Origin of the sequence: Mesobacillus harenae (genome assembly GCF_013343715.1) — a bacterium.
Lineage (GTDB): Bacteria > Bacillota > Bacilli > Bacillales > Cytobacillaceae > Mesobacillus_A > Mesobacillus_A harenae.
In genome coordinates this window covers 242,844-262,692 of the sequence record NZ_JABUNR010000004.1, presented here as the reverse complement: position 1 = coordinate 262,692, position 19,849 = coordinate 242,844, and the positions used below count along the sequence as shown (strand labels likewise).

The 19,849-nt window shown below is 41.7% G+C and carries 23 protein-coding genes; 1 reads left to right on the top strand and 22 read right to left on the bottom strand.

What is annotated here, in order from left to right; translation table 11 throughout:
* Positions 1–213 precede the first annotated feature (213 nt).
* From spoVIF to HRJ06_RS07060, 20 genes are all read right to left on the bottom strand, one after another.
* Positions 214–468, bottom strand: coding sequence for a sporulation-specific transcription regulator SpoVIF (gene spoVIF, locus HRJ06_RS07150; protein WP_174731017.1), 255 nt, complete (start codon positions 466–468; stop codon positions 214–216).
* Between the two features lie 120 nt (positions 469–588).
* Positions 589–1,593, bottom strand: coding sequence for a phosphotriesterase family protein (locus HRJ06_RS07145; protein WP_174731014.1), 1,005 nt, complete (start codon positions 1,591–1,593; stop codon positions 589–591).
* Between the two features lie 203 nt (positions 1,594–1,796).
* Entirely contained in the window at positions 1,797–2,780 is a 984-nt protein-coding gene (locus HRJ06_RS07140; protein WP_174731011.1) for a quinone oxidoreductase family protein, read from the bottom strand.
* Positions 2,781–2,796: 16 nt separating this feature from the next.
* A complete protein-coding gene (locus HRJ06_RS07135) occupies positions 2,797–3,576 on the bottom strand; it encodes an enoyl-CoA hydratase/isomerase family protein (protein ID WP_174731008.1) in 780 nt (259 codons plus the stop codon).
* Positions 3,577–3,597: 21 nt separating this feature from the next.
* A complete protein-coding gene (locus HRJ06_RS07130) occupies positions 3,598–4,377 on the bottom strand; it encodes an SDR family NAD(P)-dependent oxidoreductase (RefSeq protein WP_174731005.1) in 780 nt (259 codons plus the stop codon).
* A gap of 11 nt (positions 4,378–4,388) precedes the next feature.
* Complete coding sequence (locus tag HRJ06_RS07125; RefSeq protein ID WP_174731002.1) at positions 4,389–6,164, bottom strand: acyl-CoA dehydrogenase family protein; 1,776 nt, start codon at positions 6,162–6,164, stop codon at positions 4,389–4,391.
* Between the two features lie 75 nt (positions 6,165–6,239).
* Positions 6,240–6,971, bottom strand: a complete 732-nt coding sequence (locus HRJ06_RS07120) for a 2-phosphosulfolactate phosphatase (protein ID WP_174730999.1) — start codon at positions 6,969–6,971, stop codon at positions 6,240–6,242.
* A 16-nt stretch (positions 6,972–6,987) separates the two neighbouring features.
* Positions 6,988–8,079: a phosphotransferase family protein gene (locus HRJ06_RS07115; protein ID WP_174730996.1), complete on the bottom strand. Its 1,092-nt coding sequence runs from the start codon at positions 8,077–8,079 to the stop codon at positions 6,988–6,990.
* 53 nt (positions 8,080–8,132) lie between these two features.
* Positions 8,133–8,534: a thioesterase family protein gene (locus HRJ06_RS07110; protein ID WP_174730993.1), complete on the bottom strand. Its 402-nt coding sequence runs from the start codon at positions 8,532–8,534 to the stop codon at positions 8,133–8,135.
* A gap of 26 nt (positions 8,535–8,560) precedes the next feature.
* Positions 8,561–9,445: a 3-hydroxyacyl-CoA dehydrogenase NAD-binding domain-containing protein gene (locus HRJ06_RS07105; protein WP_174731185.1), complete on the bottom strand. Its 885-nt coding sequence runs from the start codon at positions 9,443–9,445 to the stop codon at positions 8,561–8,563.
* A 106-nt stretch (positions 9,446–9,551) separates the two neighbouring features.
* Entirely contained in the window at positions 9,552–10,118 is a 567-nt protein-coding gene (locus HRJ06_RS07100) for a TetR/AcrR family transcriptional regulator (RefSeq protein WP_174730990.1), read from the bottom strand.
* A gap of 93 nt (positions 10,119–10,211) precedes the next feature.
* Positions 10,212–11,822, bottom strand: coding sequence for a long-chain-fatty-acid--CoA ligase (locus HRJ06_RS07095; RefSeq protein ID WP_174730987.1), 1,611 nt, complete (start codon positions 11,820–11,822; stop codon positions 10,212–10,214).
* A 28-nt stretch (positions 11,823–11,850) separates the two neighbouring features.
* Positions 11,851–12,627 (bottom strand): SDR family oxidoreductase, encoded by a 777-nt coding sequence (locus HRJ06_RS07090; RefSeq protein ID WP_174730984.1) that lies wholly within the window; start codon positions 12,625–12,627, stop codon positions 11,851–11,853.
* Positions 12,628–12,674: 47 nt separating this feature from the next.
* Complete coding sequence (locus HRJ06_RS07085) at positions 12,675–13,883, bottom strand: acyl-CoA dehydrogenase (protein WP_174730981.1); 1,209 nt, start codon at positions 13,881–13,883, stop codon at positions 12,675–12,677.
* Positions 13,884–14,099: 216 nt separating this feature from the next.
* Positions 14,100–14,456 (bottom strand): stage V sporulation protein AE, encoded by a 357-nt coding sequence (gene spoVAE / locus HRJ06_RS07080; protein WP_174730978.1) that lies wholly within the window; start codon positions 14,454–14,456, stop codon positions 14,100–14,102.
* Between the two features lie 19 nt (positions 14,457–14,475).
* The gene (spoVAD, locus tag HRJ06_RS07075) at positions 14,476–15,492 is read right to left on the bottom strand and encodes a stage V sporulation protein AD (protein ID WP_174730976.1); all 1,017 of its coding nucleotides are present in this window, start codon (positions 15,490–15,492) and stop codon (positions 14,476–14,478) included.
* Entirely contained in the window at positions 15,493–15,963 is a 471-nt protein-coding gene (spoVAC, locus tag HRJ06_RS07070) for a stage V sporulation protein AC (RefSeq protein ID WP_174730973.1), read from the bottom strand.
* Between the two features lie 14 nt (positions 15,964–15,977).
* Complete coding sequence (locus tag HRJ06_RS07065; protein WP_174730970.1) at positions 15,978–16,463, bottom strand: YhcN/YlaJ family sporulation lipoprotein; 486 nt, start codon at positions 16,461–16,463, stop codon at positions 15,978–15,980.
* Between the two features lie 125 nt (positions 16,464–16,588).
* Complete coding sequence (locus HRJ06_RS23435; RefSeq protein WP_277874658.1) at positions 16,589–16,714, bottom strand: hypothetical protein; 126 nt, start codon at positions 16,712–16,714, stop codon at positions 16,589–16,591.
* Between the two features lie 87 nt (positions 16,715–16,801).
* Positions 16,802–17,158, bottom strand: coding sequence for a DUF1360 domain-containing protein (locus tag HRJ06_RS07060; RefSeq protein WP_174730967.1), 357 nt, complete (start codon positions 17,156–17,158; stop codon positions 16,802–16,804).
* A gap of 130 nt (positions 17,159–17,288) precedes the next feature.
* Here HRJ06_RS07060 and HRJ06_RS07055 point away from each other — a divergent pair, with 130 nt between their 5' ends.
* A complete protein-coding gene (locus tag HRJ06_RS07055; RefSeq protein ID WP_174730964.1) occupies positions 17,289–17,816 on the top strand; it encodes a CotY/CotZ family spore coat protein in 528 nt (175 codons plus the stop codon).
* A 43-nt stretch (positions 17,817–17,859) separates the two neighbouring features.
* On the opposite strand, the gene HRJ06_RS07050 is transcribed toward HRJ06_RS07055, so the two are convergent.
* Positions 17,860–18,429 carry a CotO family spore coat protein gene (locus HRJ06_RS07050; protein ID WP_174730960.1) on the bottom strand — a complete coding sequence of 190 codons (570 nt, stop codon included), beginning with the start codon at positions 18,427–18,429 and terminating at the stop codon, positions 17,860–17,862.
* A 359-nt stretch (positions 18,430–18,788) separates the two neighbouring features.
* Positions 18,789–19,556, bottom strand: coding sequence for an enoyl-ACP reductase FabI (gene fabI / locus HRJ06_RS07045; protein ID WP_174730957.1), 768 nt, complete (start codon positions 19,554–19,556; stop codon positions 18,789–18,791).
* Between the last annotated feature and the right edge of the window lie 293 nt (positions 19,557–19,849).

Genomic DNA, 19,849 nt, shown 5'->3' with positions numbered 1-19,849 from the left:
GAGATAAAGGAAACACGAAGAGCGGCAGCGATTCGATGTTGACTTATCATAGGGAGGTGACCGAAGTACACGAGTCGCTGGGCGCTGGAGCTGGACTCAGACAACCCTACGATTATCTACAACTTGGAACTTTTTTAGTTTCCATAACAGCAGAAAAGGACCCGGGGCTAGTTTCCGGGTCCTTTTCTGCTGAGGCAATCCTGTTGCCTTTTTTTATTTCTTATTCATCATCTGCGCAATTGTACCAACATCCAGCTGTTTGCCATCGTTGACAATTGATTTCACGATTTTATCTTCCATTTCTTTTGAAACAGGTTTGTTTGCAATCTGCGAAACTCTCTGAATAACCCCACGCACAGTCTTTTCATCTTTTAAATTAGCATTTTGCAGGGAGTTTGCTAATTCCAATATATCAGACATATTGACCCCTGTTTTCTTTTCAACATTTTTAAAGAATTGATTATCCATGTTGGAACTCCACGCCTCCTTCTTAAACTACTCTTATAGTATGAGGGAGGCGTGAAATGGTGAAAAAGAGGGGTGATTTAATTTTTTAAATCACTAAAAATAAACTGATAATCTCTATATCTAACCTTTAAGGACCGTTGAGCCTGATCCAGAAAACAGGCTAGCTGCGTTATCGGTAAATAACTTCTCCAATTGGGTTTCAGAAATTCCCCGTTCTTGCAAGACCGGTAAAATGTTTGTGAAAATATGCGCGGGATTCCAATTCTCCATAATCTGCATAACCTGCTCGTTCATAACAGGAGGTCTGCCAAGCCAAATGTTTACCGAATCATGTGCAAGCATAATTTGGTTTTCATAGCCAGCTTCCAACAGCGTTAGTAATACTTCAATCCTCTCCTGATCAAACGGGGCTCCAACCATTCCTTGGATACCAAATCTGTCAAAGGCTATTTTCACGCCCTTATCCATTGTTTCACGATGGTAAGCAGGATCTGTACTTCCACACATATGACCAATGATAATTTTACTAGGATCCACTCCAGCATCGATCAAAAACTGGGCCTGTTCTGGACCCATTGTTCCTTCTTGGGTATGAGTTAATATGACAATACCTGTTTCTTGCTGCACCCGTGCTGCTGCCCTAAAAAACATTTTTTCATATTCGGTTATTTCGCCTTTACTTGAGGCAAGCTTAATAACCCCAGGTTTAATTCCTGTTCCTGCTATTCCATTTTCTATTTCTTCTTTGAACATTTCATAGATTTCCTGCTCCGCTGTCCCTAGAGCCTGCCGAAACTTAAAATAAGGGGTCGCGCCTTCTCCCTCATAATAGTACCCCGTTGCACAAATTATTTGCAGTCCAGTAGCTTCAGAAACCTTCTTTAAAAATAGAGGATCACGCCCGCATTCATTCGGAGTTGGGTCAACCACTGTTTTAACCCCAAAACTCATGACCTGTCTTGCAACCCCAATTGCAGTTTCCAAAGCTTCTTCTTCTTTAAATGGACCTAGTGTTACATCGCCTTGGAACCCTGGGTAGCCAAAGATAAAGTGTTCGTGAATTAGCGTTTTTCCAATCTGGTCAACTGAGATTTTTCCGGTTACGGTTTCAACTGTCTTTCCCATTATACTGCACCATCCTTTTAGTTTTTCGTATATAAAACACTCAGACTGCCTCATTAATTGGAGGCTAAAATAGGGAATCTGTTGTTTGAAAGGATTCTAAGATGCAAAATGTAAAGGCATGCTCAGTTATTAACTGGCATTTAACAGTAAAAACATGGATGTCTATTGAAAGAAGTCTCTAATAACTGCGTCCTATTATTCTATTATTTTCTTGAAGGTTCTAGAATTAGTTTTCCAATTGTTTTTCTGGATTGCAGACGAGTGTGGACTGCTGCTGCCTCTTCTAGTGGGTACACACCTCCAATTGTAAGCTTTAATTTACCTTCTCCCAAATACGTAAGAAGCTCGGTCATACTCGGTGCAAGCAACTCTGGCTTCCTCATAATTTGCGGCAAGAAGAATCCAATAACAGACTGATTCCTGCCCATTAACATGGAAGGATAAAGCTTGCTCTGTTCTCCGCTCGCTGCACCGAAAACAACCAGGCGGCCAAACGTAGCCAGGCACTTAAGTGTCTTATTGAAAATGTCTCCGCCAACCATCTCCAGCGCAACATCGACACCTTTTCCTCCGGTTGCTTCAAGCACTTCATTTTCCCAGCCCTCTTTTGTATAATCGACTAAAACATCTGCCCCCATCTCCCTAGCTGTTTCTAGTTTTTCAGGGCTGCTCGCCGTTGCGATTATCTTACCTGCGCCAAATAACTTGGCAAGCTGGACTGCTATAGTTCCAACTCCACCCGCAGCAGCGTGGACAAGAACACTTTCTCCTTTTTCAAGACGGCCCATAGTTTTCAGCACATGGTAGGCGCTTAACCCTTGAAGAGGCAGTGCAGCAGCTGTCTGGAAATCCAATCCCTCTGGAAGGGGAATTAACCCTCTCGCATCTGCAAGAGCATATTCAGCGTAACCATCTGAACTTATTAAACTAACAACTCTTGTACCCGGTGAGATATGGGTTACTTTATCTCCTACCTCGACGACTACTCCTGCGATTTCTGCTCCTGGAATAAAGGGTAGAGGTGTATCTATGACATATTTCCCTTGACGGCGAGCTATATCAGCATAATTGACACCTATTGCATGGATTTCGATTAACACATCATTGCCCGTTGGTACTGGCCGTTCGATTTCTACCGTTTTTAAAACTTCTGGTCCGCCGTATTCGCTTAACTGGATCGCTTTCATATTTTTCCTCCTCTGATTAATTGCTCGTGAAGACTGGTCTTCTTTTCTCTTTAAATGCTGCGATTCCCTCTAGATGATCCTCTGTAGAAACCATTAACGTTTGCGTGATTCTTTCTTGTTCAAGTATTTCTTCGAGTGTAGCGGTAAACGAGTGGTCTACTAGTTTTTTGATCATTCCGTACGCTTTACCAGGTCCATGAGCAAGCCTTGCAGCAAATTTCTCTGTTTCCTCCTTTAGCTTTTCAACAGAAACAAGCTGATTGATTACACCAAGCTGGTATAGTCTCTCAGCCGGAATTGGCTCACCGCTAAAAAAGAACTGCTTTGCCAAGTGTGGTCCGATAAGACGCGGCAAGAAGTAGGAGCCACCACCGTCCGAGATAAGTCCCACCTGAGAAAAACTTAGGGCAAACTTACTGTCTTCTGCGGCAATAATTAAATCGCAAGCAAGCGCGAGATTAAAACCAGCACCTGCAGCAAAACCATGGACAGCAGCTATGACAGGTTTTTCGGTGTTTTTAATTGTTAAAATACATTCATTGAGTCTCCCAATATGCTCATAGACTTGTGCTGGTGCTGCCTGACCCATCGTTTTAACATCACCGCCGGCACTGAACGATCTTCCAGCCCCTGATAAGACAATCACTTTAACCTCCGGGTTTGACTGCGCTTCTTTCAATGCATCGGTAATGCCTAGAATCATCTCAGGACTAAACGAATTCAAGCTATCTGGCCTGTTTAGTGTTAATGACAGGACAGGTCCATTCATACTAATTAAAAGATCGTTTTGACTCATGTTATCTCCTCCTAGTTTTTGTTATTTAATTAACCAGCCGCCATCAGCAACAACATCTGTTCCAGTCACATAGGATGCTTCTCTTGAGGCCAAAAAGACAATCAGATTAGCGATTTCCTCAGCTGTTCCAACTCTTTTTAACGCTGTGTTTCGTTCTATCGATTTTACAAACTGCTCATTTTGCAAACCTGCTTCTGTCAAGGGGGTTTCAATGAAGCCAGGGGAAACGGAATTCGCCCGAATGCCATAGCGAGAAAGCTCAAGGGCAAGCGCCTTTGTAAAGTTGATTACTCCTGCTTTGGCAGAACTGTAATGGGGTATATGAGCCCCTGCCTGGTGTCCAGAAAGAGATGCAACGTTTACCACAGCACGGTTTTCAGGTTCATCTTTGTTTTGTTCTGCTCTTGAAGCCATCAGCTTTCCAAGTGTTCGCGAAACTAGAAATACACTTTTTAAATTAGCAGCCTGAACTTTATCCCATTCATCTGCTGGCATTTCTAGGATACTTGATGAATTCGAACCGCCAGCATTGTTAATGAGGATATGCAGATCCCCAAACTGCTCTTCAACATATTCAGCTAACTCAATCACATCTTCTTCATCGGTCACATCCGCCGAGAAAATTTCTGCAACTGGCAACTTTCTGGCTGAATTTATTTCCTTTGCCGTTTGTTCGAGCTTTGACCGAGTCCTTCCTACTAAAATGACTCTTGCGCCTTCATCTGCCAGTCTTACTGCAACTGCCTTGCCAATCCCGCTTCCAGCACCCGTAATCAGAGCAACTGAATCTGAAAATCGCATACAATCTTCCCCTAACATATAAATTTGTTTTCTTTGAAAAGAAGGTCTGCTAGTTCGCGCTTTTTATCAACACTAAGGCTTACGCTTCTTAATTGGCTGCATTCTCTGAAAATCAGACCTGTAAGCTGCTTTTGTTTTTCTCCGTCAGTCAGCGCCATAGTTAGAGTTCTGGAAAGTCGTTCTGCATCCCAAAGCGAGTCTTCGAGGACTACTCTCGCCAAGTTTATTTTCAGTGCTGATTTTTCCTCTCCATACCGTTTGACCGATCTTAACGTTCTAATAACCGATGATTCGGCAGTATATAGAGTAATCGCTAAGTCAGCTAGTCCCATTAAAGTTTCTTGTTCATGAACCAGCCCTTCTCCATGGGCCTCAAACGCGAGACCTGCACATAAAAGGAATAAATTCCTGATTGTATCTACTGCGTTCCGTTCTTCAGCTAACGGTTCGTTATCTAGCTTTACTGATTCTTGGAGCTCTGCGATTGCTTGCTGCACCTTCGATAGTAAGTCCACTTCACCCTTCATTGCTTTTCGGAATAAGTGGGTAGGAATTAAAAGCCGATTGATTTCATTTGTTCCTTCAAAAATCCTATTAATTCTTGAATCCCGATAGATTTGTTCGACTCCATAATCCTTTATAAACCCAGCACCACCGTGAAGCTGGAGCGTTTCATCAGCTGTGAAATCCAGAGTTTCTGATCCGTATACCTTACAAATTGCACACTCCGTTGCAAATTCGCTCATTTGTTTCCCAATTTCTTTCCAATCAGAAGACTCATATAACCCGCCTAACGCTTCTTCAAGTAAGCTGGCTGTCCGATACTGAAGTGACTCTGTTGCATAAATGCGGCCAGCCATTTTAACCACTTTTTGTTTTGTGGCTGGGAAATCTGAAATAGCACGTCCAAACTGCTTTCTTTCTTGGGTAAACTGCAACGCTTTACTAAGGCTGTACTTTGACGCCCCCATACAAGCTGATCCGAGATTAAACCGGCCTAGATTAAGCACATTCAATGCAATCACATGGCCTTTCCCTACTTCTCCGAGAAGATTTTCGGCAGGGACCTGGCAATCCTCAAGAATGACCGACCTTGTTGACGATCCTTTTATTCCCATTTTCTCTTCCTCTGGTCCAAGCGATAGACCTGGGAAATCCTTTTCAACTATGAATGCAGTGAATTTCGTACCATCAACCTTGGCATACACAATAAAGGTATCAGAAAAAAAGGCGTTTGTTATATAGAGCTTCGTACCATTTAAAACATAATGGGTACCCGTCTCATTCAACCTAGCTGTCGTTTGGGCTGAAAGAGCATCAGAGCCGGCATTTGGCTCGGTTAAACAATACGCACCTATGTACTCTCCTGAAGCAAGTTTCGGCAAATACTTCGCTTTTTGTTCTTCCGTTCCAAAATACGTAATTGGAAGCGTAGCGATACAAGTATGATTTGAATGGGCTACCCCATAACCACCTGACTGGCCTACCATTTCACCAACAATTCCCTTGCTGATTTTGTCAAGGCCAAGTCCGCCATACTGTTCTGGAATACTATGGGCAAGGAGTCCAAGATCCCCTGCCTTTTGCATGAGTGTGACGATAAGCTTAAAGTCCTGCTTCTCGATTTGTCCTTGATGAGGCGTGACTTCTTTTTCAACAAACTGCTTTGCTGTTGTCCCGATCATTCGGTGTTCGTCTGTAAAATCCTCCGGGGTAAATACATGATCTGGTTCAACTTTTGAAAATAAAAAGCTGGCCCCTCTAGTTCGAGTATTTGTTTTTTCCATGAAAAATCCTCCTATGTGTGTACTTGCTGTAAGTCATTAGAATCATTCGGTGTAAATCAGCTAAGCTAACGAACTCTATATTCTGACTGCCTTACCGTCATAAAGAACCGGAACAATTGGCAGTTTTCCTTTTGAAGCTGCAAACTCTAGCTCATCAATAAAGCTATACTTACCGAACATGCTTCCGACCCGTGAAGACAAAAGTACGTTATACGCATCTTCTTTACGGCCTTCGTAAAAGCTTAGCGCAGCTTTAGCGGGGTCTGTCAGATCGTACTTTTCCGGCTCCCCACCTAACAGGCAGGAGATAAAATGTCCGCCTCCGTAAAGGTCCTCCAGGCTTAATTCTCCAGAATTTCCTGAGCAGACCACTACAATAGTATCCATATCTTTTTCTTCGTTTACTGCCTGCGCTACAAAAGAGTTGTTCAGAAGCGAAGCAATATAGACCTTCTTTGCCGCTGCTGACTTCCTTAAAGCGACAGTTCCATTAGTGGTTGATAAAATGAGAGTCTTATCTTTAATTTGCTCCCTGATTACCCTGGGGCTGGGATAAACAAAACCATCAAGTGGCTTTGCATTCAGCTCTCCTGCAACCACACAGGTTTCTGGTTTAAATGTCTTAGCTGCTTCAAGAGCCTCAGCACTGTCCAATACAGGCAGTACTTCCTTTGCCCCGTCATAGAGTGCTGCGGTTATTGTACTGGTTGCTAGTAAGACATCGAGAACTACTGCGACTTTACTGCCAGTTGCCATTTTTTCTTCATCTATTTCTTCCTTCTTGATGAGAAGGTGAACTTTCTTCATTATTACACCTCAGATTTTACCGCTTTTGTATAATTATTTTTTCATTAAATGCGACATGAGTTCCATAGCTAATTAAACTTTGCACGAAATGATTAAAATGGGCAAAACGAGCATCATTTGTCTGGCCCTTTTTATAGCGATAGTAAATCTGCTGGCATATAACCGCTAATTTAAAATAAGCAAATGTTAAATAGAAGTTAATATTCGTCAAGTCACGGCCGCTCTTTTTTGCATATGCTTCCATAAACTCCTGCCTTGACATGAATCCTGGATAAACGGTAACTGGAACTTTACCAAGACCATTTTTCAGAAGATCAGGATCATCGGCCTGTATCCAATAACTCATTGCCGCTCCAACGTCTGCAAGGGGATCCCCGACCGTAGTCATCTCCCAGTCAAACAAACCGACCATTTCGGTAAGCTCTTCATTGAACATTGCATTATTAAATTTATAATCATAGTGGATGATTGCTGAATCATGCTTTGCAGGTACATGTTTAACAAGCCATTCCGTTAAAATTTCAGCTTCTTTAATGTCATCTGTTTTTGATCGTTCATATCTGGAAATCCATCCATGAACTTGCCTTTCCATAAAGCCTTCGGGTTTGGAAATAGCTCCAAGACTAGTTTTTTCGTGGTCAATTGAGTGAAGCTCAGCCAGCCTGCTGACCATTATTTCTGACAGTCTTCTTCCTATTTCCTCTGTTGGCTCCACCCCTTTTGGAAAAGTCGAATCTAGAACAATGCCATGTTTCCTTTCCATAATTAGAAATTTGCTTCCGACAATCGACTCATCCTCGGAAAAAAGAATTGGCTTTGGTGCTGGGGAAAACAATGGCTGCAGCTCAGAGATAATTTTGAATTCCCTTTCCATATCATGTGCCTTTGGTGCAACCGGACCAAGCGGCGGTCTTCGCAGCACAGCCTCCCAATCACCTAAATTCAGCTGGTAGGTTAGGTTGGAATGTCCGGCCGAAAACTGCCTGATTTCCAACGGTTCATCAGGGAGATTCTCAATTTTTTCCTTTAAAAACAATTCCAGTGCCTGTGCATTTAATTCCTCTCCATTACGGACAGGAATGGTATCTACACTAATTTTCTGACTCATATTATCTCTCCTTCCCTTATAAACCCCAAATGGATTTTAGACTATTCTGATTTTTAAACTTGCACTAAGTTACTCTCAAGGCCACTCCGCAGCATTTCTGGTATAACTTCACTCTTTTGTTCGACAAAATCGAAATATACAATGACTGCATTGGCTTTTGCGATTAACTCTCCCGTTTGGGTGCAAACAATATCATGTGTCAATTCAAAACTCTTCGTCCCAATTCTGCTGACTTCGGTTTTTATCGTTAGTGGCTGGTTAAAGAAACCTTGACTCAAGAAATCACACTTGGTTGAGGCAAGTATAAAGTTCCAGCCTTTAGTATCCATTCCGTAGCCAAGCGCCTCAAAAAAACGGATTCGCGCTTCTTCTAAATAAATAAAGTAGCTGGCATTATTGACATGCCCAAGGGCATCCGTCTCACCGAACCGAACGGTTACCTGAATCTCATGCACTTTTAAACCCTCCTGTATCTTCTTCATTAGCTCTTTACTTCTTCTTTGTTATATTCGTACCAGCCTCTGCCTGTCTTTCTGCCCAATTCCCCTTTTTTTACTTTCTCTTCAACGCTGGCAAATGGCTTATCCGCTGGATCTCCAGTTTCGCGGTAACGCTGTTCCATTACAAAGTAGCCGACATCTAACCCTGATAAATCCATCAATTCGAATGGACCAATTGGATGGCTCAAAGCTTTTCTGCAAATTAAATCAATATCTTTAAAGTCAGCTATGCCTTCTTCATAGAGATGAACCGCTTCTCGTTGCAGAGCTCCTAAAATCCGGTTTGCAACAAACCCTGAAATTTCTTTGCGCAGCAGCAGTCCAGTCCGATTGATCTTTTCGCAGACACCTAACGTGAATTGAGCCGTTTCCTCCGATGTCTGCTCACTCATTACAACCTCGACGCAATCCATAACAAGCGGCGGGAAAAAGAAATGCATGTTGACTACCTTTTCAGGCCTTTTAGTCACACCTGCTAGTAAACTATTAACAATCGTTGAACTATTGGTGGCAAAAATAGTATGGGCAGGCGCAAACTCTTCAAGAGTTTTGAATACCTGTTCCTTCACATTCAATTTCTCAACAACCGCCTCGATTACAAAATCTGCGGATTGGGCAGCCTCTTTAAGATCCGTAGTAAATCTTAACCTTTGAAATGCTGTTTCCATTGCTTCCTCTGAAAGCTTTCCCTTTGCCACCCACTTATTCATAATGCCACGAAGCTTTTCGTCAGCCTGCTGAAGCTCATCTTCCTTAAGATCCTGAATGGTGGTTTCGTAGCCTCCCAAAGCACATAACATAGCAATCTGATGGCCCATTTGTCCTGAACCAATAACCGTTATTTTTCGTATTTCTTTAAGTTCGATTGTCCCCGCCTCCTTACCCTTATAAGATACTAACCAGTTGGTATCTAGGTTAAAAAAAGAAGCACGGAAGATAAGCCATGCTGCATCATTTCATCTTCCGCATTCCCTAGTTATTAGCAATCCCTTTTAAGAACAATTCCACAAAAATGTCTGAGACTTCTTTCTCCTCCATTTTGCCAGCGGGGTTATACCATTGGTAGCTCCAATTGGCTGCCCCAAGGATTCCGAAGGTTACTATGGAAGGATTTAAGTCTTGTCTGAACTCTCCACTTTCCATGCCTTCTTTTATCAGAACTTCAATATTTAATCTGAATTGGTCTCTCTGTGGGATGATCAAAGCAAGCCGATCCTCGCTTAGGTTTTTCATTTCTCTGAAAAAGACCTTAGCACTGGCACCCTGGATTTTAATATTGCTAATTAGCATATAAACGATTTCTGAGAGTTTCGTTTTGCAGTCCATCTTCTTATCGTTTAATATGCTTTCTTGGATCGCAATCATTTCAGTAATATATCCGAGATGAATATCCATCAACAGTTCTTCTTTGCTGGAAAAGTAGTAATAAAACGTTCCCTTTGTAACACCTAGAGAATCAACAATATCCTGTATTGACGTTTCACTAAAACCCTTTTTTTCAAATAATCTAATACTTTGTTCTGTAATTTTTTCTTTCATAATTCGTTCCTCACAATCTTACGTTACTAACAAAATTATACCATAATAACTTCTCGCCCCTTCCCTTTTTTTCCTTTTTCTTTATTGAGGCACTTAATTTTTCACTTCATCTCGCAATGATCTGCGCAAAATCTTTCCGACTGCTGTTTTAGGAAGCTGTTCCCTAAATTCAACGATAGTAGGAACTTTATAGGAGGCCATATTTTCTTTGCAATAGGCTTTGATCTCCTCTTCGGTTGCTTCCTTGCCAGCTTTTAGAACAAGTACAGCTTTAACTGTTTCCCCGCGGTATGGGTCCGGCACCCCGATCACGACTGCCTCCTGAACAGAAGGATGTTCATAGAGAACCTCTTCTACATCACGTGGATAGATATTAAATCCGCTTGCAATGATCATGTCTTTCTTCCGGTCAACAATATATAAATAGCCATCTTCATCCATTTTTCCGATGTCTCCCGTAAATAGCCAGCCATCACGTAAAGTATTGGCTGTTTCTTCAGGCATATTCCAATAACCCTTCATAACCTGTGGACCTTTTAAGATGATCTCTCCAAGTTCGCCCGCTGGCAGCTCTTCTGTCCCAGATGCAAGGTCCACAATTTTATATTCGGTCGATGGAAATCCGATTCCCACACTTCCAGGTTTTCGGTCAGCAAACGGAGGATTGCAGTGTGTTGTCGGAGATGCCTCAGAAAGGCCATATCCTTCAAGAATTTTTGATCCAGTTTTGCCTTCAAACTCTTTCATCAGCTCCACCGGCATAGGCGCACTGCCGCTGTTACAGGTTTCGATACTGCTTATTCCATATTTTTCTGCCTCTGGATGGTTGGTAATTGCCACATACATCGTTGGAACGCCAGGGAATATCGTTGGCTGTTCATTTTTGATGGTATTCAGAACTTCTTCTAAATCAAAACGTGGCAGCATAATCGATTCTGCTGCTGTATAAATGGATAGATTCATGCAGGAGGTCATCCCGAATACGTGAAATAATGGAATGACTGTTAGACACTTCTCTTGTCCAACTTTCATTGTTTCTTTAAAAAATTCATATGACTGCAGAACATTAGCAAAAATGTTGCGATGAGTCAGCATAGCCCCTTTTGAGCGCCCAGTAGTTCCTCCCGTGTACTGAAGGATCGCCACATCATTTGCGGGATCGAAACTGACCGGCTGAAAACTTTGTTTAGCACTGCCCATAAAAGTTTCGAATGTATAATCCGGAGCAAACTCCTGACCAGATGGCTGAAGGCTGACGGCAACGACGTTCTTTAACGACGACTTAGACTGAACGCTTTTAACCTTGGGATACAGAGCATCAAAGACGACAATCGTTTCCGCTCCTGAATCGGTAAAAATATGTTCAAGCTCTCTTTCAACTGACATTGGATTTACCTGTGTGACAATCGCTCCCGCAGTTAACGCTCCAAAATAGGAAATGACGTATTGCGGACAGTTGGGAAGCATTAAGGCTACTCTATCGCCCTTTTTAACCCCATTGTTTTGAAGAGCTGAGGCAAATGCAGTGACAGCCCCCTGAAGCTCTTGGTAGGTAAACTTCCTGCCATAAAATGAGATTGCAGAATTTTGCGGGTATTTTTCAGCGGTGTCTTTGAGCATTTGCGGAAGAGCTATGTTAGGTATATCAATTTCAGTTGCAATTGTTTCTGGGTAATGAGAAAGCCAAGAACCTTTAATACTCATTTCAATTCCTCCCAATCAATTCATACTTCTATCTAGCATGTGTGCCGCCATCAACTATAAGGACATCTCCAGTTACATAGTTTGAGGCATCGGACGCTAAGAACAGAGCAGCACCTTTTAGGTCGTTATCCGAACCAAAACGTCGCAGCGGAGTCCCTTCCAGAAGAGGGTCTTTACCTTGTTCAATAAGTGCTTTAGACATTTTAGTTGGGAAAAAACCAGGAGCTATCGCATTAACATTTATGTTATGCTGACCCCACTTGACCGCAAGATCCTTTGTAAAAGTAATTACGGCACCTTTGCTTGTATTATATCCGATTGTATCCATGAGTCTTGGATCAGTTCCTCCCAAGCCTGCTACAGAAGCGATATTGATGATTTTTCCTGATTTTTGCTCAATCATCACTTTCCCTGCTGCCTGGCTCATCAAAAACGTGCCAGTAACGTTGACATTGATTACCTTATTCCATGCATCAAGCGGCATCTCTGTAACAGGTGCCCCCCACGTCGCTCCGCTGTTATTAACGAGGATATCAATTGAGCCAAACTTTTTTAAAGTTTCCTCGATCACATTTTTAACATCTTCAGGATTAGCAATATCACATTTCAATGCTAATGCCTGTATTCCCTTTTGTTGAGTCAGACGCTGGGCAACTTCCTCACACGCTTCAACTTTCCTTGAACATAGAACAACGTTTGCCCCTGCTTCAGCAAAACCTTCTGCTATTTGTTCACCAAGACCTCTGCCGCCTCCAGTTACAATTGCTGTTTTCCCTTTTAGGCTGAATAATTCCATTACATTCATTTACTCCACCACTTTCTAATTCTTTTACGCTATTTTTTTAGTTATAGTTATTTGTATTTTTTTAATTCCAGCTTCGCAATCTGAGCACGGTGAACTTCATCCGGCCCGTCCGCCAGACGTAAAGTCCGTGCATTAGCCCATTGAGCTGCTACAGGGAAGTCATTGGATACTCCAGCACCGCCTAAAGCCTGAATAGCTTTGTCCATAACACGCAATGCCATTGAAGGAGCGACAACTTTAATCATTGCTATTTCTGCTTTAGCTTCTTTGTTTCCAACGGTATCCATCATATAAGCAGCTTTTAAAGTCAAAAGCCTGGCCTGTTCGATTTCAATACGTGAATCAGCAATCCATTCTTGAATTACTCCCTGTTTCGATAACTCTTTACCAAACGCTACTCTATCTTGTACACGCTTACATAAAATTTCTAAAGCACGTTCAGCTGCGCCGATTAGTCGCATACAATGGTGGATTCTTCCTGGTCCAAGCCTGCCTTGTGCAATTGCAAAGCCCTTCCCTTCACCCCATAAAATATTATCAGCGGGAACCCGAACATTTTCATACGTAATTTCTGCGTGGCCATGTGGAGCATGATCATAACCAAATACAGGCAGCATCCGCTCTATTTTTACGCCAGGAGAATCAAGAGGAACTAGAATCATAGATTGCTGTTCATGACGGTTTGCTTCTGGGTCTGTTTTGCCCATAACAATGGCAATTTTACAGCGCGGATCTCCTGCTCCTGATGACCACCATTTACGTCCATTTATTACGTATTCGTCTCCATCTCTTTCAATTCTAGCTTCAATATTTGTTGCATCAGAAGAGGCAACGTCTGGTTCAGTCATTGAAAAACATGAGCGAATTTCCCCAGCCAATAGAGGCTTAAGCCACTTCTCTTTGTGTTCTTCTTTCCCGTAACGGACGAGAACTTCCATGTTCCCAGTATCAGGAGCACCACAGTTAAATACTTCTGGCGCAATCATAGAACGTCCCATAATTTCACAAAGCGGAGCATATTCACTATTAGTTAACCCTGCACCATGATCGCTTTCAGGTAAAAATAAGTTCCATAGTCCAGCTTGTTTTGCTTTTTCCTTTAGCTCTTCCATAATTGGCGGAACGTCACTCCAGCGATTTTCTTGTTCATTTAATTGTTGCTCATAAAGCCTCTCGTTAGGATATACGTGTTCCTCCATAAAGCTCGTAAGCCTGCCCTGTAAATCTTTTACTTTGTCTGAATATGAAAAGTTCATATTCTTTCCCCCTCCCTTACTAACCGGTCAGTATGTGTATCAATTTCTAGTATACTCTTTTTTGGAAATTATTCAACTATTAGTCTAAAAATTCTAACTTCATTATATAAAAGAAAGCGCTTTCTTACAAATGATAATATAGAATGAGCAAAAAAAAGAAGACCGTTTATTAAACAGCCTACTTTATCAGCAGCAATTTTCTATTTACCGATGTGATTACCCTTTAGGTTTAAAGATTAGAGCTCCGATAAACCCAAACAGAATTGCTGCCGAAATACCTGAGCTTGTTACTTCAAACATTCCGGTCAAAACTCCAACAAGTCCGTGCTTTTCTGCTTCCTGCAGGGCGCCATGGACTAATGAATTGCCGAAGCTTGTAATAGGTACTGTAGCGCCCGCTCCCGCGAAATCGATTAACGGTTCATAGAGCCCTAGGCCATCAAGAATTGCTCCTGCTACCACAAGAGTGCTTAACGTATGACCTGGGGTTAACTTACCAACATCTAGAAGAAGCTGGCCAATCACGCAAATCGCCCCACCAACAACAAAGGCCCAAAAAAACATTGCAAGCATTTAAAATCCCTCCAGTAATTTAATCTTGTATTTCAATTGCGACAGCATGGGCAACACAAGGAATGGTTTCTTTTTGCTGGAAGGATAACGGCGACAACAAAGCCCCTGTAGCAACCATAAGTATTTTTTTATAAGTTCCTCGCTTCATCTCATTAATCAAATGGCCATATACAACTGTTGCTGAACACCCCGCTCCGCTTCCGCCTGATTGAACAGGCTGATCTTCCTTATAAATCATCAGCCCGCAATCTTTAAAAGCTTCTCTTTCAAGTGCTAAACCAGCATTTTTCAACAACTCATAGGTTGTTTCCTGACCAATCTTACCCAAATCCCCTGTCACGATCAGATCGTAATAAGAGGGGTCTAAATCCATATCGTTAAAGTGGGCCAAAATTGTATCGGCCGCAGCTGGAGCCATAGCTCCACCCATATTAAATGGGTCAGACAACCCCATATCAATGACCTTTCCAATTGTTGCAGATGTAGTAACAGGCAGGCCTTTTTGCCCCGAATTTTCAGTGACTACCGCCGCACCAGCCCCTGTCACTGTCCATTGTGCTGTAGGTGGCTTTTGGCCGCCATACTCGGTTGGATATCGGAATTGTTTTTCAACAGCTGCATTGTGACTCGATGCGGCCGTAACAACCTTTTTTGCTCCCCCATAATTAATAATAAAAGAGGCAAGTGCCAATCCCTCCATTGAAGTTGAGCAAGCACCAAATATACCGAAATATGGGATCTCCATCTTTCTGGCTGCAAAGCTCGAAGGAGTGATCTGATTAATTAAATCCCCGGCTATCATAAACTGAATATCTTCCTTCTTCGCTTCTCCTTTTTCGATGGCGATTTCAATTGCTTCCTCAAGTAATAGGCAATGTGCCTTTTCGAAGGATTGTTTACCCATCGTCAGGTCTTCGTGAAGGATATCAAAGTCTTCGGCCAGTTTTCCTTTTGCTTCAAATGGCCCTCCGGTGACCCCTGTTGAAACGATAGCCGGCCGTTTTGGAAAAACCCATGATTGCTTTCCTTTCAACATTTAGATGACCCCCCACATTGATAAAAGTGTACGAATTAAAGCCACAACGAAAGCAGCAAACACTCCAAACAAGACGACTGTACCTGCCAGTTTAAACATATTACCGCCCACACCAAGGACGAAGCCTTCAGAACGGTGCTCGATGGAAGCAGAAATAACTGCATTTCCAAAGCCGGTCACCGGGACCGCACTTCCGGCACCGGCAAACTGTCCAATATGATCATAAACACCGAACCCTGTCAGCAGCATTGCAAAGAAAATTAGGGTAGCTACAGTAGGATTTCCAGCTGTCGCCTCAGTGAAATTGAAATAATAAATATAAAAATAGGTAAGGACCTGTCCAATCGTACAGATAAGACCTCCAACCAAAAAGGCCTTAAGACAATTCATGCCTACGGGTCTCTTTAACTCATGCTTTTTTTCAAGTTTTTGATAACTTTTCTGTTCAGGTGTCTTTTTAGTCTTCCCCATTGGACTTCTCCTTTCTAAGTGAGTTCATTTTTGAGTTTGATAATATGCTGTAATTTTTTTTCTGCTTTTGCTTCCGAATAGTCCGGTTCATCCATATATTCTTTTAGCTCAACAGCCTCCAGAAAAATCTTATAGTCACTGGATACAGTAAAGTTTTCCTTTGGATGATTTTTTTCAAGAAGCTTGGTAATTCTTCCTTCAATTTTTTTCATGCGAAATCGCTGCAGATGTTTGACTTTGTAAGCAACCAGAATGTCCTGCTTCCCTTTAACAATTGCAACATCATAAACTTCCTCGAGTGATAAAACCTCTTCTTTTACTTTGGCTCCAATATTGCTCTTTTTTAGATCCTGCGATTCCATTATTGCCGGGTCGGGATTAGTCGTTTGTAATAGTGAGTAGCGGCTTTCTGCTGATCTTTGTTCTTGATTGCAGCCTGATAGCCCAACGAATATGCAGAAAATTACTAAGACCCTTATACCAATTGATGTCATATGCATAAATAATTCCTTCCTATGTAGAATCTCTAAGTTATTTTCCACCTCTCTGCTGCCATTTATGAATTGATTACTAGGATTTATCAATCCAATTAGTGGAAATTATTTTTCGCAACAAAAAAACTGCCTTATTCAGCAGTTTTTTTAATAACTTTTCTTTTTTTTCCGCAGCCGCAGCCTTTTTTCTTTTTCGTTTTAGTTCCCGATAACAGATCTTTTTGCTTTTTTAACTTTGAAAAATTTTTTTCATTCATAGCTGCTCCTCCAAGCGAGTAATACTTCAGTTACTTTAAAATATGCTGGTCTATATGGCTTGTGTATCCATTTGCCCTGATTGACAGCTAATCAGTTAAATTCTTTTGAACAAATGTTTCAATTAATCCAGCCATACCAGAAACAGCAAGGATTACAAGTAGAGGTTCAGCCAACCAAGGCCATAAGTAATAAATTAAGAAAAGCCCTAAAGACACCCAAAAACCTGTGCACCAATAGCATGTCAGCAATTCTCCTAGGAATCCCCTTATGGGCGCCTGTTTTGGCGAGAGGAAGACCTCTACTTCTCCTGCCTGGTTTTGTTCGTGTATTTCATCAAGAAAGGGTTTTCTTATAAATTCGGTTATTCGGTCATATATTAGAAGCCGCGTCAGCCTGAAACTTGCAAATGAAAACATTAAAAGCAAAAGAAAATTAACTTCCATGGGTTAACCCTCCCGCACTGATAAAATTTCGCCCAATTTTGATAAAAACAGGCGTTTGTCCGTAACCCAAAACCCTATAAAGCAATATGTTAGTAATGTAAATACCTAGAAATCAGAAGGAGGAATAATAATGGGTTGTGGAAATAATGATCTTTTTGGCGGATTTAGCGATGATGAAAATTGCGTATGCCAAGTATTGCGCGCTATCAAGGATATCCAAGATGCTGCTACAGACGATGATTGCGATTGCCCTACAAACTGCTTCATGGAGCCAATGGGAGCTCTAGTAAACCCGGCTAAAAGGATAAATGCTGATACACGTGTATTTGTTTTAAAAACAAAGGACGGTTCTCCATTTCATGCATTCTTTACCGGTAATGAAGACGCATGCGTTTCAATCTTTTTCCGGGTAGAGGAAATCTTTGATAATTGCTGTGCTACACTTCGTGTGTTAGTTCCGCTTAAGAAACAAGAAGGTTCAAACCAAAACAAATTCAAGCCAGTTGACCTTGTTGGTGACAAAGGCGGAATTAATCTTGGCAAGGTTTGTGAAGCTACGCGTTTTGCTGCCAGTGAAGACTGTATCACTGTAGACCTTAGTTGCTTCTGTGCAGTTCAATGTATAACTGACTGCGACTTAGGCATCTGTGAAGATTAATTCTTATTCGCGAATTAAGCCGGCCGCTAAACGGCCGGCTTTTTTACATATAACCCGCCATCTTTACTTCCTTTAGTAGGTTTAACGGAATAGAAACGGGCTTTTTATTTGATAGAACAATTTGAACTTCGTCCTCTTCCACTGTTTTAAGGTAGCCTTTATACGCTGTTTCTTCCGTAATAAATAAGCAGGGCACCGGCGGAAGCTGTTTAGGGAATTTCGCTAAATATACAAGTCTCTCATTAATATCCATTTCTTTAAAGCTTTTAACTTTTTTAAAGGCATACCTTCCTTGCTTGGATGTTGTAAACGGAGAAACGTCAGCCTCTAATTCCCCAGAAGCATCTGGATTTCCAATTGGATCTGCTTTTAGTTCCAAAAAATTATTATTTTCTTGGGCAGTCTGATCTGTTTCTCGTTCTGACATATCTAGATCAAGATCATCCACTGGAGTAGCCGTTTCTAACTTAGGTTCAGTCTGGACATCTTCCTCATAAGCAATGTTATTGTCTTTTCTGGTTGAATACGCTTCCTGCATCTTTGCCTGGGGTTTTCTAAGCTCGGGCTGATGTATATATAACAACGGTTGTTTACTTAAATTACGATTGGACAAACCCTATCACCTCCAAAAACATTTTACACAATCTATATGTATGCATGGGAGGCTTTTTCGTTTCCGGTTTTAGAAGCTGTCCGGATTAGGTTTGAGCCTACTAAACTTGGCCTTTTTCAAATAAGAAAGCACAAGCAACCGATTATTCAGTGTGGACTCAACACAGCAAATTGAGGTAAAGGAAACAGGAAGAGTGAAATAGCGAGGAAGCTACTCAATGTTGAATTATCATTTGGAGGAGTTAACTAAACTGTGCCTTGGATTACAGACAAGCACTATGTAATCTAAAACGTAGAAATCAGACTCAACTTCAAAAAAGCCACAGCATTTATTCTGTGGCTTCTGTTCTTAACTATTTTTTAGAGGATATGGTATCCGGAATCTACATGAATATTTTCGCCTGTGATCCCGCGAGAGAGCTCGCTGAATAAGAATAAAGCAGTGTCGCCCACTTCTTCTGGTGTAGTTGTTCTTTGAAGTGGAGACCTTTCTTCAATTTCACGGAGAATGGCATTAAAATCGCCCACTCCTTTAGCTGAAAGTGTTCTAATAGGTCCAGCCGAAATCGAATTTACACGAATCCCGTTTTTACCAAGATCTTTGGCCAAATATTTTACGCTTGCATCTAGAGATGCCTTGGCGACGCCCATTATATTATAGTTTTGAATAACACGTTCTCCGCCAAGATAAGTTAATGTAACAATGCTGCCGCCTTCTGTCATTAATTCCTTCGCTTCTTTTGCCACAGCTGTTAATGAATAAGAGCTAATATTATGAGCCATTAGGAAACCATCCCGTGTCACATTTAAATAATCTCCCTGTAACTCTTCTTTATTTGCGAAGGCTATACAATGGGCGACTCCGTGAATCGTTCCAACCTCCTGACGAATGGCAGCAAAACATTTCGCAACCTCTTCATCGGCCGTAACATCGCATGGGAGAACCCTGTATTCTTCATTAAGAGATTCCGCGAGATCACGTACGTTTTTTTCCAGTCTTTCTCCTGCGTATGTAAAAATCAGTTCAGCTCCAGCATCGTGCAGTGATTTTGCTATACCCCAAGCAATGCTGCGTTTATTAGCTACTCCCATAACAACAAACTTTTTACCATCTAATGAAAGAGTCATTATTATTCCTCCTGCTAATACAAGTTATTAGTACCTAGTGCTAATTCTACCTTATAATCTATTGAATGTGAAGCATATAAAAAAAACCGTATCAAAAACCTGTTAAAAAGGTTTTTGATACGGATGGCAATTGACTAGCCACGGACAGGAGAGATCTTAGTCAGCTGAGTGCCCTCAGGAATGTCCAGCTTTGCCTCCTAGCTAGTCAACATGAATATGTTCCTTACAATATCTTGCGCAAAGCGTTAGCTTTTAACATCTCGAGGCCACATATATATCAGTAAAGAAAGCGG